The 14,122-nt window shown below is 76.1% G+C and carries 11 protein-coding genes; 7 read left to right on the plus strand and 4 right to left on the minus strand.

Annotated elements, in window-relative coordinates; all coding sequences use genetic code 11:
• The first annotated feature begins 7 nt into the window (after window positions 1-7).
• From JD79_RS10170 to JD79_RS10190, 5 genes are all read left to right on the plus strand, one after another.
• Complete coding sequence (locus JD79_RS10170; RefSeq protein WP_110005413.1) at window positions 8-1,906, plus strand: methylmalonyl-CoA mutase subunit beta; 1,899 nt, start codon at window positions 8-10, stop codon at window positions 1,904-1,906.
• Complete coding sequence (gene scpA, locus JD79_RS10175; RefSeq protein ID WP_110005414.1) at window positions 1,903-4,110, plus strand: methylmalonyl-CoA mutase; 2,208 nt, start codon at window positions 1,903-1,905, stop codon at window positions 4,108-4,110. Before JD79_RS10170 ends, scpA begins: the two co-directional genes overlap by 4 nt.
• Window positions 4,110-5,105 carry a methylmalonyl Co-A mutase-associated GTPase MeaB gene (gene meaB, locus JD79_RS10180; RefSeq protein WP_110005415.1) on the plus strand — a complete coding sequence of 332 codons (996 nt, stop codon included), beginning with the start codon at window positions 4,110-4,112 and terminating at the stop codon, window positions 5,103-5,105. Before scpA ends, meaB begins: the two co-directional genes overlap by 1 nt.
• A 9-nt stretch (window positions 5,106-5,114) precedes the next feature.
• Window positions 5,115-5,591: a hypothetical protein gene (locus JD79_RS10185; RefSeq protein WP_110005416.1), complete on the plus strand. Its 477-nt coding sequence runs from the start codon at window positions 5,115-5,117 to the stop codon at window positions 5,589-5,591.
• A gap of 168 nt (window positions 5,592-5,759) precedes the next feature.
• Complete coding sequence (locus JD79_RS10190; protein ID WP_110005417.1) at window positions 5,760-6,659, plus strand: hypothetical protein; 900 nt, start codon at window positions 5,760-5,762, stop codon at window positions 6,657-6,659.
• A 96-nt stretch (window positions 6,660-6,755) separates the two neighbouring features.
• Here the strand turns inward: JD79_RS10190 and JD79_RS10195 are convergent, their stop codons facing one another.
• On the minus strand, window positions 6,756-7,214 hold the full coding sequence (locus tag JD79_RS10195; RefSeq protein ID WP_110005418.1) for a gamma-glutamylcyclotransferase family protein: 459 nt from the start codon (window positions 7,212-7,214) through the stop codon (window positions 6,756-6,758).
• Between the two features lie 112 nt (window positions 7,215-7,326).
• Here JD79_RS10195 and JD79_RS10200 point away from each other — a divergent pair, with 112 nt between their 5' ends.
• Complete coding sequence (locus JD79_RS10200; RefSeq protein WP_110005419.1) at window positions 7,327-8,733, plus strand: NAD(P)H-quinone dehydrogenase; 1,407 nt, start codon at window positions 7,327-7,329, stop codon at window positions 8,731-8,733.
• Between the two features lie 272 nt (window positions 8,734-9,005).
• Here the strand turns inward: JD79_RS10200 and JD79_RS24250 are convergent, their stop codons facing one another.
• The 3 genes from JD79_RS24250 to JD79_RS22595 form a co-directional block, all read right to left on the minus strand.
• Window positions 9,006-9,128, minus strand: a complete 123-nt coding sequence (locus tag JD79_RS24250; protein ID WP_281270295.1) for a hypothetical protein — start codon at window positions 9,126-9,128, stop codon at window positions 9,006-9,008.
• A gap of 39 nt (window positions 9,129-9,167) precedes the next feature.
• Window positions 9,168-9,443 (minus strand): hypothetical protein, encoded by a 276-nt coding sequence (locus JD79_RS23700; RefSeq protein WP_245899989.1) that lies wholly within the window; start codon window positions 9,441-9,443, stop codon window positions 9,168-9,170.
• Between the two features lie 288 nt (window positions 9,444-9,731).
• Entirely contained in the window at window positions 9,732-9,902 is a 171-nt protein-coding gene (locus JD79_RS22595; RefSeq protein ID WP_211307922.1) for a hypothetical protein, read from the minus strand.
• Window positions 9,903-10,651: 749 nt separating this feature from the next.
• On the opposite strand from JD79_RS22595, the gene JD79_RS10225 reads away from it, so the two are divergent.
• On the plus strand, window positions 10,652-14,119 hold the full coding sequence (locus JD79_RS10225) for a S8 family serine peptidase (protein WP_110005422.1): 3,468 nt from the start codon (window positions 10,652-10,654) through the stop codon (window positions 14,117-14,119).
• Window positions 14,120-14,122 lie beyond the last annotated feature (3 nt).

Consider the following 14,122-nt stretch of genomic DNA (forward strand, 5'->3'; position numbering starts at 1 on the left):
TTCGACGATGAGCGCCACCGACACCGCGACGCCCGGCGAGGACGAGGTCCCCGCCGAGCACGCCGTCCCCGACCAGCTGTCGCTGGCCGGCGGCTTCGCGCCCGCCGACCGCGACCGGTGGCGCGAGCTGGTGGCCGGCGTCCTGCGGAAGGCCGGCCGCGAGGAGCTGCCCGACCCGGTCGAGGACGCCCTGCGCCGCACGGTGGCCACCGGGGTGGACGTCTCGCCGCTCCACACCGCCGACGACGCCGGCGACCTCCCCGCGGCCGTCGGCGTACCCGGCCTGCCGCCCTTCGTGCGCGGCGCCCGCGCGGGTGCCGCCCCCGACAGCGGCGTGCCGGCCGGCTGGGACGTCCGCCAGCGGCACGCGCACCCCGACGTCGCCGGGACCCGGGAGGCGATCGCGGCCGACCTGGAGAACGGCGTCACCTCGCTGTGGCTGCACCTCGGCGAGGGCGCGGTGCCGGTGGGGTCCCTGCCCGACGTGCTCGCCGACGTCTACCTCGACCTCGCGCCGGTCGCGGTCTCCGGCGGGCTGCCGGCCGCCGAGGCGCTGCTCTCCCTCGTCGAGGGCCGCACCGACCTCGCGCCGGGCGGCTCCCTGGGCCTGGACCCGCTGGGCGTGCACGCGGCCTCGGGGGAGGAGCAGGACCTCACCGGGCTGGCCGGCGTCGCACGGCGCGCCCCCGCGGGCTGGCGCACCGTCGTCGTCGACGCGACCGTGTACGCCGACGCGGGCGGCACCGCGGTCGAGGAGCTGGGCTGCTCCCTCGCCGCCGGGGTGGCCTACCTGCGCGCCCTGACCGACGGCGGCCTGTCGGTGGACGAGGCGTTCGCCGCGCTGGAGTTCCGCTACTCCGCGAGCGCCGACCAGTTCACGACCATCGCCGCGCTGCGCGCCGCGCGCCGGCTGTGGGACCGGGTCGGCGAGGTCAGCGGCGCCTCGCCCGACGTGCGCGCGCAGCGCCAGCACGCGGTGACGTCGTCGGTGATGACCACGAGGCGCGACCCGTGGGTGAACATGCTGCGCACCACGGTGGCCTGCTTCGCCGCGGGCGTGGGCGGCGCCGACGTGGTCACGGTGCAGCCCTTCGACGCCGCGCTCGGCCTGCCCGACGCGTTCTCGCGGCGGATCGCGCGCAACACGCAGAGCCTGCTGGTCGAGGAGGGGCACCTCGCCCGCGTCCTCGACCCGGCCGGCGGCTCCTGGTACGTCGAGTCGCTGACCGAGGACCTCGCGCAGGCCGCGTGGGCGTGGTTCACCGAGGTCGAGCGGGCCGGCGGGCTGGCCGCGGCGCTGTCGTCGGGCCTGGTCCGCGACCGGCTGGCCGCCGCCTGGGACGCCCGGGCGGCACGGCTGGCGACGCGCGCCGACGCGATCACCGGGGTCAGCGAGTTCCCGAACCTGGCCGAGAGACTGCCCCAGCGGCAGCCGGCTGCCGAGCTGCACCCCACCGGCGGGCTGCCGCGCGTGCGGGCCGCGCAGGAGTACGAGGCGCTGCGCGACCGCGCCGACGCGGCGGGGGAACGGCCGCAGGTGTACCTGGCGACCCTCGGCTCCGTCGCCCGGCACACCGCGCGGGCGTCCTTCGCCGGCAACCTGTTCCAGGCCGGCGGCGTGGCCACCCCCGCCGGTGACCGCGCCACCGGGTTCGCCGACGCGGGGACGACGGTGGCCTGCATCTGCGGCACCGACGGCGACTACGCGGAGTCGGCGGCCGCGCTGGCCGCGGAGCTGCGGGCGGCCGGCGCGCGGCACGTCTGGCTGGCCGGCAAGCCGTCGCTGGGAGTGGACGGCGTCGACGGGTACGTGTACGCCGGGTGCGACGCGCTCGACGTGCTCCGCACGGTGCACGACCAGTTGGGCCTTCGTGGCGCTATCGGCTCCCGGGAGGAGCGGGCATGAGCGGGATCCCCGACTTCGGCGGCGTCGAGCTGGGCCGCCCGGCCGCACGGACGACGGCCGACGACTGGGCCAAGGCGTTCAAGGAGACGACCGGGCGCGGCGTGGAGGAGGCGACCTGGGAGACCCCCGAGGGCATCGCCGTCCCGCCGCTGGCCACCCCGGCCGACCTGGCGGGGCTGGACTTCCTGCGGACCTACCCCGGCCTGCCGCCCTACCTGCGCGGCCCCTACCCGACGATGTACACCACGCAGCCGTGGACGGTCCGCCAGTACGCGGGCTTCTCCACCGCGGCGGAGTCCAACGCGTTCTACCGGCGCAACCTCGCCGCCGGGCAGAAGGGCCTGTCGGTCGCGTTCGACCTGCCCACCCACCGCGGCTACGACTCCGACCACCCGCGCGTGGTGGGCGACGTCGGCATGGCCGGGGTGGCGATCGACTCGATCCTGGACATGCGGCAGCTCTTCGACGGCATCCCGCTGGACCGGATGAGCGTCTCGATGACCATGAACGGCGCGGTGCTGCCGGTGCTGGCGCTCTACGTCCTCGCGGCCGAGGAGCAGGGGGTGGCGCCGGACCGGCTCACGGGGACCATCCAGAACGACATCCTCAAGGAGTTCATGGTCCGCAACACCTACATCTACCCGCCGAAGCCGTCGATGCAGATCATCAGCGACATCTTCGCCTTCACCTCGGCGCGGATGCCCCGCTTCAACTCGATCTCCATCTCCGGCTACCACATCCAGGAGGCCGGGGCGACGGCCGACCTGGAGCTGGCCTACACGCTCGCCGACGGCGTCGAGTACCTGGCCGCGGGCAGGGCCGCGGGCCTGGACATCGACGCCTTCGCGCCGCGGCTGTCCTTCTTCTGGGCCATCGGCATGAACTTCTTCATGGAGGTCGCCAAGCTCCGCGCCGGCCGGCTGCTGTGGGCCCGGCTGGTGCGGGAGGCCGGCGCGACCGAGGACAAGTCGCTGTCGCTGCGCACCCACTCGCAGACCTCCGGCTGGTCGCTGACCGCGCAGGACGTCTACAACAACGTCGTCCGCACCTGCCTGGAGGCGATGGCCGCCACCCAGGGGCACACCCAGTCGCTGCACACCAACGCCCTCGACGAGGCCCTGGCGCTGCCCACCGACTTCTCCGCCCGGATCGCCCGCAACACCCAGCTGCTGCTGCAGCAGGAGTCGGGCACCACGCGGGTCATCGACCCGTGGGGCGGCTCGGCCTACGTCGAGAAGCTGACCTACGACCTGGCCCGCCGCGCCTGGGCGCACATCCAGGAGGTCGCCGAGCACGGCGGCATGGCGCAGGCCATCGACGACGGCATCCCGAAGCTGCGCATCGAGGAGGCCGCCGCCCGCACCCAGGCGCGCATCGACTCCGGCCGCCAGCCGGTGATCGGCGTCAACAAGTACCGGGTCGAGGCCGACGAGGCGATCGAGGTGCTGCGCGTCGACAACGCCGACGTGCTCGCCCAGCAGAAGGCGCGGCTGGCGGAGCTGCGGGCGTCCCGCGACGCCGGGGCGGTGACCGAGGCCCTGCGCCGGCTCACCGACGCCGCGCGCGCCGCGGCCGAGGGCCGCCGCGGACGCGACCTCGACTCGAACCTGCTCAAGCTCGCCGTCGACGCCGCGCGGGCCAAGGCGACGGTCGGGGAGATCTCCGACGCGCTCGAGGAGGTCTACGGGCGCCACGCCGGGCAGGTGCGCACCATCTCCGGTGTGTACCGCGACGAGGCAGGCAGCTCCGGGCCGGTGGAGGAGACCCGCCGGATGACCGAGGCGTTCGCCGAGGCGGAGGGCCGGCGTCCCCGGATCCTGGTCGCCAAGATGGGGCAGGACGGCCACGACCGCGGGCAGAAGGTCATCGCCACCGCGTTCGCCGACCTCGGCTTCGACGTCGACGTCGGCCCGCTGTTCCAGACGCCCGAGGAGGTCGCCCGGCAGGCGGTCGAGGCCGACGTGCACGTCGTCGGCGTCTCCTCGCTGGCCGCGGGCCACCTCACGCTCGTGCCCGCGCTGCGCGACGCGCTGGCCGAGCTCGGTGCCGACGACGTCCTGGTCGTGGTCGGCGGGGTCATCCCGCCCGACGACGTCCCGGCGCTCAGGGAGATGGGCGCGGCCGCGGTGTTCCCACCCGGCACGGTCATCGCCGAGGCGGCGCAGGAGCTGCTGCGGACGCTGTCACAGCGCCTCGGTCACTGATGCCCGCTCCGGACGTCCCCGCGCTCGTCGAGGGGGTGCTCGCCGGCGACCGCCGGTCGCTCGCCCGGGCGATCACGCTGGTCGAGTCGCGCCGGGCCGACCACCGCGAGCGCGCGCAGGAGCTGCTGGTCGAGCTGCTGCCGCACGCGGGCTCGGCCCGGCGGGTGGGCATCAGCGGCGTGCCGGGCGTGGGCAAGTCGACGTTCATCGACTCACTCGGCGTCGACCTCACCGCGCGGGGTCACCGGGTCGCGGTGCTCGCCGTCGACCCGTCGTCGGCGCGGTCGGGCGGGTCGATCCTCGGCGACAAGACCCGGATGGCGCGCCTGTCGGTGGACCCGAACGCCTTCATCCGTCCCTCGCCCACGTCGGGCACGCTCGGCGGGGTGGCGCAGGCGACGCGCGAGTCGATGGTCGTCGTCGAGGCGGCCGGCCACGACGTCGTGCTGGTGGAGACCGTCGGCGTCGGGCAGTCCGAGGTCACCGTCGCCGAGATGGTCGACTCGTTCCTGTTCCTCACGCTGGCCCGCACCGGGGACCAGCTGCAGGGGATCAAGCGCGGCATCCTCGAGCTCGCCGACGTCATCGCCGTCAACAAGGCCGACGGGCCCGCCGCCGGCGACGCGCGCAAGGCCGCCCGCGAGCTGGCCGGGGCCATCCGGATGCTGCGCGGGCACTCCGAGTGGGACGTGCCGGTGCTCACCTGCGCCGGGCTGACCGGCGAGGGGCTGGCCGAGGTGTGGGCCAGGCTGGTCGAGCACCAGGACCGGGCGCGGGCGTCGGGCGCGTTCGACGAGCGCCGCCGTGCCCAGCAGGTGCGCTGGACCTGGCAGCTGGTGCGCGACGGGCTCGAGCACCGGCTGCGCGCGCACCCGGCGGTCCGGGCGTCGGCGCCGGAGCTGGAGAAGGCGGTGCTGGCCGGCGAGCTGACCCCGGCGCTGGCCGCCGGGCAGCTGCTCGAGACCTTCCTCGGGGACGCCGCGGCGGCTGACTAGCCTCCTCCGGTGCGCATCTCCACCCTCCGTCCCCTGCTGGTCACCGCCGCGACCGCGCTCGTGCTCGCCGGGTGCGGGTCCGACGACGCGACCTCGTCGGCGGCCCCGTCGCCGGGCTCCTCGTCGTCGGGCTCGTCGTCCGCTGCCGAGGAGGCCGAGCCGGTGGTCGAGGGCGACACCTGCGAGCAGCTGCGCGCGGCGGGGGCGACCGGAGCGAGCTTCGGGCCGGTGCAGGCGGCGCTGCCGAAGGACGACCTGGTCGAGACCATCCAGGAGAAGCTGACGCCCCTGCAGCGGTCCGATCCTGCGGCCGACGTCGCCGACGCGTGGGCCACCGCGCAGGCCCACCTCGAGCAGTACCTCGCCGCGGCGCAGGCCGCGCCGGCCGGTGGCACGGTCACCGACGCGGCGCTGTTCAACCCGGGCCAGGAGGTGACCGACGCGCAGGACGCGCTGACCGACTGGTGGTTCGACACCTGCGCCTGAGCCCGGCCGCTCCCTCCCGCGATCACGGCGTGACGGTGGCGACACGCCGTCCATGGTGGGCGTGTCGCCACCCCGGCTCCATGATCGCGGCGGGTCCACAGCCGGCCCGCACTCCACGGACGCCGTCCGGGAGCCTCGTGCGTCGGGCGCGCGACCGAACCTCCTGGCGTGGACTTCGCGCTGTACCGGACCATCGCGCGCCAGGGGGGCGTCTTCACCACCGAGCAGGCCCGTGAGCGCCTGAGCGCCTGGGAGATCCGGCGCCTGGTCGCCTCCGGCAGATGGCGGCGGACCCGCTGGCGCGGCGTCCTGGCCGACGCGGAGCTCCCGGACTCCCTCGGGGTGCAGGTGCTCGCGGCCGCGCTGGTGGTGGGCGCCGACCTGGTCGCCTGCCACTCCACCGCCGCGGCGCTGTGGGGCTTCGACGTCCTCGGCGACGACGTGCTGCACTTCCTCGGCCCGCCGTCCGTGGCGAACCGGAGCCGACCGGGCATCCGGGTGCACCCGTCGGTCCTCGGCACGCAGGACGCCGTCCTCCTCAACGGCGTCTGGTGCACCCCGCCGGCGCGGACGGCCTGCGACGTCGTCCGCGCGACGGCGCCGATCGACGGCCTGGCCACGCTCGACGCCGCCCTGGCCACCAGGGAGTGCACCCGGGCGGAGCTGGCCGCGGAGGTCGAGCGGCAGCGCGGGCTCCGGCAGGTCATCCGGCTGCGGCGCCTCGTCCCGCACGCGAACGGGCTGGCCGAGTCGCCGATGGAGTCGCGGATGCGCTGGCGGTTCATCGACGGCGGACTGCCGGCACCCGACGTCCAGGTGCGCGTCCTCGGCGACGGTCGCAGCTGGTACCTCGACACCGGCTGGCGTGAGCAGCGGGTCGCGGCGGAGTTCGACGGCCACGTCGCACACATGACGCCGGAGCAGTTGCGCGACGACCGGCGGCGGCACGACTGGCTCACGGAGCACCGGTGGACGCTGGTCCACGTCACGGCCGCTGACGTCTACCGCGAGCACCGGCGGATGGTCGCGGAGGTGGCGCGAGCACTGCGGATGCCCGCCCGGCGGTGATCATGGAGTCCGGGTGGCGACACGCCGGACTCGCGGCAGCGTGTCGCCACCGCAGCTCCATGATCGCGGGGGAGGGCAGGGGAGCGAGGCGCCGGGTCAGAAGGCGGAGCGGCAGTCGCGGGCGCGGAGCTCGGCGAGGTAGTCGTCGGGGGCGCCGGCGGCCTCGGCGGCGTCGGCGATCGCGCCCAGGTGCCGCGCCGACGGCAGCCCGCCCTCGAAGGCGTCCAGCGCGTAGACGTAGGCGACGACGTCGCCGCCGAGCGTGTGCACCCGCAGGTTGAGCTTCCGGTAGAGCCCGCGGTCGGCGCCCTCCCAGGCGTCGAGCTCGCCCGCGTCGGCGGGAGTGAGGTCGTAGAGCGCGACGAACACGCCGGGCGCCTCGCGGTCCTCGGCCGGCACGAGGGTGGCCAGCGCACCCTCCCAGCCGAACTCCTCGCCGCCGAAGGCCAGCCGCCAGCCGCGGATCCAGCCGGTGCCGACGTGCGGCGATGCCGGGCAGCGGCGCAGCATCTGCGCGGGGTCCATGTTGGACCCGTAGGCGGCGTAGAGGACCATGGCCGCCCGAGCCTACGGGTGGTGTGGCCGGTACGACCCCGTGAGTCTGCCGACACAGGGCGCCCGGGCTGGGAGGATGGGTCGGCACCCGCACCACGACGCAGGAGACCCCATGACCCGCATCGTCATCATCGGCGGCGGCCCGGCCGGCTACGAGGCCGCGCTCGTGGCCGCCTCGCTCGGCGCGCAGGTCACCGTCGTCGAACGCGACGGCCTCGGCGGGGCCAGCGTCCTCACCGACTGCGTGCCCTCGAAGACCCTCATCGCCGCCGCCGGCACGATGACCTCGGTCCGCGACTCCAGCGTCCTCGGCCTGCGCGGCACCGACCTCGCCACCGTCGGTCTCGACCTCGCAGCGGTGAACGCCCGGGTCAAGGGGCTGGCCGTGGCGCAGTCGGCCGACATCCACGCCCGCCTGGAGGCCGAGGGCGTGCGCCTCGTCCCCGGCCAGGGCCGGCTCGCCGACGACGTCCGTGGACTGGTCGAGCACCGCGTCGAGGTCGTCGACCGTGACGGTGGCGTGCAGGAGACGCTCGAGTGCGACGTCGTCCTCATCGCCACCGGCGCCGACCCCCGCGTGCTGCCGGGCAGCGAGCCCGACGGCGAGCGGATCCTCGACTGGCGCCAGCTCTACGACCTCGGCGAGCTGCCCGAGCACCTCGTCGTCGTCGGGTCGGGCGTGACCGGCGCCGAGTTCGCCTCCGGCTACCTGGAGGCCGGCGTGCCGGTGACGCTGGTGTCCTCGCGCGACCAGGTGCTGCCCGGCGAGGACGCCGACGCCGCCGAGGTCCTCGAGGAGGTCTTCCAGGCCCGCGGCGGCCGGATCGCCGAGCGGGGCCGGGCCGCGAGCGTCACCCGCACCGAGAAGGGCGTGCTGGTCGAGCTCACCGACGGGCGCACCGTCGAGGGCTCGCACGCGCTCATGACGGTGGGCACCGTGCCGAACACCGCCGGGCTCAACCTCGAGGCGTGCGGCGTGGAGCTGCGGGACTCCGGCCACGTCGTCGTCGACCGGGTGTCGCGCACCAACGTGCCCGGCATCTACGCCGCCGGCGACGTCACCGGCGTCTTCCAGCTCGCCAGCGTCGCGGCGATGCAGGGCCGGATCGCGATGTGGCACGCGCTCGGCGAGGCCGTCCAGCCGATCCGGCTCAAGACCGTGGCGGCCAACGTCTTCACCCACCCGGAGATCGCCACGGTCGGCGTCCAGGAGAAGACGCTGCCGGAGAACCACGACCTCGACGTCGTCCGGCTGCCGCTGGCCACCAACGCGCGGGCCAAGATGAGCGACCTGCACGCCGGCTTCGTCAAGCTCTTCGCGCGCCGGGCCACCGGCGTCGTCGTCGGGGGAGTGGTCGTGGCGCCGGGCGCCAGCGAGCTGATCCTGCCGATCGCGCTGGCGGTCACCAAGGGCCTGACGGTCAGCGACCTCGCGCAGACCTTCGCCATCTACCCGTCCATGTCCGGCTCGATCACCGAGGCCGGCCGGAGGCTGATGAGGGCGGACGCGCTCGCCTGACGGGTGTGACGCGCGGGTCCCGCGGGACGGGACCCGCGGGACCCGTGTGACAGGACGGGTCCGGGCTGGTGCACCTGGGACACCGGGCCGCCGATGCCGGGAGGGATGCACGCCTCCCGAGTCCTGTCGCGGTCCCTGTCCCGGGCGCTCGCCCTCACCGGTGCCGTCGTCGCGCTGTGCGCCGGCCCCGCGGCCGTGGCGCACGCCGAGGACGGCACCACCACGGTGGTCGGGGAGCTCGTGCAGGCCTGGCCGGAGACCTCGCTGGAGGGTCAGCACGCGGGGGAGTCGCACGAGGAGCCGCTGACCTTCGTCGAGGGCGCCGACGGCACCTCGGTGCGGGTCCCGACCGGCGCCGTCGCGGGCGTCGACGTCGGCAGCACGGTCGAGGTCACCGTCGGCGGCACCACCGAGGACGCCGCCGCCGCGGACGGCTACGCGCCGGCCCTCGAGGTGCTCGACACGCAGGTCGTGCGCGCCGCGCGGCCGGCCGCCACCGTCCCGGCCGGCTCGGTCACCAACCAGGTCACCGTCGCCATGGTCGCGCCGCAGGGCGGGGTCCCGGACGGGACCGCGCTGGCAGACGTCGTCGACACGGTCAACGACGACGTCGCCGGCTTCTGGTCCGAGCAGACCGGCGGCGCGGTGACCGTCGGCGTGACCGCCGCCGCCGACTGGATGACCACCGCCGCCGGCTGCGCCGACCCCACCGCGCTGTGGGACGAGGTCGCCGCGCGCGTGGGCTTCGAGCCCGGCCCGGGCCGCCACCTGCTGCTCTACGTGAGCAGCCAGCCGCGCGACCTGCCCGGCTGCTCCTACGCGCTCGGCCAGGTCGGCACGGGGACCGCCTCGGGCGGGCGCCTCTACGTCCGCGACGACCTGGCCTCGGTCATCGCCCACGAGCTCGGGCACAACTTCGGCCTGGGCCACTCCAGCGGGCTGCAGTGCGACGGTTCCGTGGAGGGCGGGACCTGCCGCACCGCCGCCTACCGCGACTTCTACGACGTCATGGGCGTCTCCTGGGACCGCATCGGCACGCTGACCGCCGCGCAGGCGCAGCGGCTCGGCGTGCTGCCCGCCGCCGCCACGCAGACCGCCGGGACCGGGACGACGACGGCCACGCTCGCGCCCGTCGGCAGCGCGGCCGGCACCCGCGCGCTGCGGCTCACCGACGCGGCCGGCACCGACTACTGGCTGGAGTACCGCACCGCCGTCGGCCGGGACGCCTGGCTGGCCTCGGACAACCGCTACCGGCTCGACAGCGGCGTGCTGCTGCACCGCGCCGGCGACCTGCCCGACACCTCGCTGCTGCTCGACGGCAGCCCGTCGGCGGCGGGCGGCTGGGAGGACGACCTGCAGACCGCGCTGCGGCCGGGCGTGCCGGTGACCGTCGCCGGCGGCGAGCTCACCGTCACCGTCGACGCCGTCACCCCGGCCGGCGCCGCGGTCACCGTCGTCCGCACGCCCCGGCGGCCGCCGCCCCCGCCCAGGCCCCGGCCGCACCGGCGCCCGCGGTCCTGCCGGCCACCGGCCGCGCCGCGGCCGCGCCGTCGGTCCCCGCCGAGGCGGCCCCGGTCGCCGCGGACGCCGCCCCGGTCGACACCCCCTCGGTCGACGCCGCCCCGGTCGACGCCACCCCGGTCGACGCCACCCCGGTCGACACCACCCCGGTCGACGCCGCCCCGCTCGGGGGCGCCCCGGTCGAGGCCGCCGCCACCGAGCCGGCCGGCAGCGGCTGGACCACCCCGGTGCTGGCCGCGGGCGGCGTCCTGGGTCTGGGCGGGACGGCGCTGGCCACGCGGCGCGTCCTCCCGCGGCTGCGCCGCCGCTGAGCACCCGCTCGCGCGGCCGGCCCCCCGCCGGGTCGGCGCCCGCACCGCGGCTCAACTCCGCACCGGTGGGTGCCGATGTGCGTGCCATGTCGCGCTCCCGTCCCCACCGGTTCGGCGCCGTCCTGACCGGGGCGGCCGTCAGCACGTTGCTCGTCCTCGCCGCCGCACCCGCGCACGCGGCCGACGAGCAGGTGGTGCTCGACGTGCTCAAGGTCGTGGACGGCGAGTACGTCGTCGAGACCGTGTCGGTCGCCGCGAGCACCGCGTCGGCGACCGAGGAGCGCCTGGAGGCGCGGGCCGAGGTCGTCAGCGTCAGCCCGGCCGTCACGTACGAGGTGCAGGGGAGCCCCGACCCGCACTGGGAGGCGGACGACCCGCAGGCGGTGAGTTCCGTCCGGGAGGTCTGGCCGCGGACCAGGGGCGCGGGTCAGGTCGTGGCCGTCCTCGACACCGCGGTCGACACCTCGCACCCCGACCTCGCCGGCGCCTCCGTGCCGGGGACGGACACCACGGGTCTGCCCGCGGACACCCGGGAGTGGCACGGCACCGCGGTGGCCGGGGTCGTCGCCGCGCGGGCCGACGACGGGGAGGGCAGCGCCGGGATGGCGCCGGAGGCCCGGGTCATGCCGGTCCGTGTGTGCGCCGAGAGCAGTGGTTGCGCCTCGGCCGCGGTCGCCCGCGGCATCCTGTGGGCCGCCGACCACGGCGCCGACGTCATCAACATGTCGCTGGGCGGCGCCGGGTACTCCGACGTGACCGCGGTGGCCGTCCGGTACGCGCTGGACAGGGACGTCTCGGTCGTGGCCTCCAGCGGGAACGACGGCCTCGAGGGCAACCCCGTGATGTACCCGGCCGCCAACAGCGGGGTCGTGGCGGTCTCGTCGACGACGCCCGATGGCGCCCCCTCGGACTGGGCGGTGCACGGCTGGCAGGTCGACGTCTCGACCGTCGGCGAGGACGTCCTGGTCCCCGTGCCGGGGGGTGGTCACGTCCGTGCGGACGGTACGTCCTTCTCCGGCCCGGCGGTGGCCGGCGCGGTCGCCCTGCTGCGGGCCGGTCACCCGGGCACCACTCCCGTGCAGGTGCAGGCGGCACTGCAGGCCGGTGCCGACAGCTCCGGGACGTGGGACCGCGGCTACGGTGCCGGCCGCCTCGACGTGCCGGCCGCGTTCGCCGCGGCCGGCCGTGCGGGCGACCCGCCGGCCGCGACGCCGTCCTCGCAGTCGGTCGCCGTGAGCTGGGCACCGGTGCCCGGCGCCACCGGGTACACGCTCCGGGTCGACGGCATCCAGCGGGCCGCGACCGCCGGGACGAGCACGACGGTCAGCGGGCTGGTCGACGGCAACCAGGTCGCCGTCGACGTGCAGCCGAGCAACGGGCAGCGCAGCAGGCCGGTCGTCGTGGACGTCGGCCCCCCGGTGCCTCCGACCCCGGTACTGCACTCGGGGACGTTGAGGTCCTCGCCCGGCGGGGCCGTCCTCGACCTGTCGGCGTCGCTCCCCGGCGCGACCGGGCCCACCTCGGGCAGCTACTGGCTCATCCGGGACGGGGTGACCCTCGGGACGGTCGGCTTCACCCTGTCGGGAACGCCGGCCACCGTCGGCATCACCGTCGGCACGGTGCCGGCGAGCGAGACGCGCTGGCAGGTGCGGCCGGTGACCGGCTACGGCCGCCTCGGTGCCGTGTCCAACGCCGTGGTCGCCGGCAGCGGCCGTCCGGCGCCGCCCGGTGCGGTCAGCGGTCTCACCGGCCGCGTCGACGGGTCGAAGACGCTGCTGACCTGGGACGACCTCGGACCGGCGACCACCTACGAGGTGCGCGCCGGGGGCGCCGTCGTCGCCTCACCGCAGACGGCGGGCGCATCGCTGGCGGCACCGCCCGCCGGCACGTCGCGCGACTACTCCGTCGCCGCGGTCGACGCCTGGGGACAGCCCGGTCCCGCGTCGAGCGTGACGGTCACCTCTCCCGACACCGCGCCCACCACCGTCCCGGGCGCACCCGGCGCGGTGACGGCCGTGGCGGGTGACGGTCGTGCCACGGTGTCGTGGTCGGCGCCGGCGACCGACGGGAGCCCGGTGACCGGCTACACCGTCACGGCCGCCCCGGGCGGCGCGACGGCGCGCACCACCGGCGCGACGTCGGCCACGGTCACCGGCCTGGCCAACGGGACGCCGTACACGTTCACGGTGACGGCGACGAACGCGGCGGGGACCGGGCCGGCCAGCGCCCCCAGCGGGGCAGTGACCCCCTGGGGTGTCGGCGCCGGGCCGATCGGCGCCGCGTGGTCCGCCTCCGGCGGGCGCAACGGCCCGCTCGGTGCCCCGGTGTCCGGAGAGCAGTGCGGACTGGCCGGCGGGGGCTGCTCCCAGCGGTTCGAGCACGGTGCCCTCTACTGGTCCGCGGCCACCGGCGTCCACCGGCTCCGCGGGGCCATCCTCGACCGGTACGAGACCTGGGGCGGCCCCGCCGCGCTCGGCTACCCGACCAGCGACGACACCCCGGACCGGGTGCCGGGGGTCTGGTACTCCAACTTCCAGTACGGCGACGTCGTCTGGTCGGCGGGCACCGGTGCGCAGGTGGTGCGCGGGGCGATCCTGCACCGGTGGTGGGCGGTGGGTGCCTCCGCGGGTGTGCTGGGGCTGCCGGTGAGCAGTGACGCCCCCGTGCCGGGGACCGGCGGGTGGGTGGTGCACTTCCAGGGAGGGTCGATCTGGTGGTCGCCTGCCACCGGTGCCTTCGACGTGCGCGGGGCGATCAACGGCAAGTACCGGGCGGCCGGAGGCCCGGCCTACCTCGGGTTCCCGGTGGCCGGTGAGGGGGTCGACCGGGTGCCGGGGGTCTGGTACTCCAACTTCCAGTACGGGGACGTCGTCTGGTCGGCGGGCACCGGTGCGCAGGTGGTGCGCGGGGCGATCCTGCACCGGTGGTGGGCGGTGGGTGCCTCCGCGGGTGTGCTGGGGCTGCCGGTGAGCAGTGACGCCCCCGTGCCGGGGACCGGCGGGTGGGTGGTGCACTTCCAGGGAGGGTCGATCTGGTGGTCGCCTGCCACCGGTGCCTTCGACGTGCGCGGGGCGATCAACGGCAAGTACCGGGCGGCCGGAGGCCCGGCCTACCTCGGGTTCCCGGTGGCCGGTGAGGGGGTCGACCGGGTGCCGGGGGTCTGGTACTCCAACTTCCAGTACGGCGACGTCGTCTGGTCGGCGGGCACCGGTGCGCAGGTGGTGCGCGGGGCGATCCTCTGGAGCTGGCAGTCCGTGGGGGCCGCAGGCGGTGCACTCGGCCTGCCGGTCACCAGCGACGCCGTCGCGCCCGGTGGCGCGGGGTACCTGGTGACCTTCCAGCGCGGGACGATCTACTGGTCACCGGCCACCGGCGCCCGCCGGGTGAGCGGCGCCCACGACGCCGCCTACCGCGCCCAGGGTGGGACCACCTCCAGCCTCGGCTACCCGGTCCGCGACACGACCGCCGTGCCGGGCGGTGAGCGGACGGACTTCCAGTACGGGGCCGTCCAGACCGACGGCAGCGGGCGGGTCACGATCTCCCGTACCGCGTGACGC

This window comes from Geodermatophilus normandii (assembly GCF_003182485.1).
Classification (GTDB): Bacteria; Actinomycetota; Actinomycetes; order Mycobacteriales; family Geodermatophilaceae; genus Geodermatophilus; species Geodermatophilus normandii.

What these genes read in the sequence shown, in the direction of transcription:
- JD79_RS10170 (WP_110005413.1), top strand. Translation starts at nt 8, where the DNA reads ATGAGCGCCACCGACACCGCGACGCCCGGCGAGGACGAGGTCCCCGCC.
- scpA (WP_110005414.1), top strand. Translation starts at nt 1,903, where the DNA reads ATGAGCGGGATCCCCGACTTCGGCGGCGTCGAGCTGGGCCGCCCGGCC.
- meaB (WP_110005415.1), top strand. Translation starts at nt 4,110, where the DNA reads ATGCCCGCTCCGGACGTCCCCGCGCTCGTCGAGGGGGTGCTCGCCGGC.
- JD79_RS10195 (WP_110005418.1), bottom strand. Translation starts at nt 7,214, where the DNA reads ATGGTCCTCTACGCCGCCTACGGGTCCAACATGGACCCCGCGCAGATG.
- JD79_RS10200 (WP_110005419.1), top strand. Translation starts at nt 7,327, where the DNA reads ATGACCCGCATCGTCATCATCGGCGGCGGCCCGGCCGGCTACGAGGCC.
- JD79_RS10225 (WP_110005422.1), top strand. Translation starts at nt 10,652, where the DNA reads ATGTCGCGCTCCCGTCCCCACCGGTTCGGCGCCGTCCTGACCGGGGCG.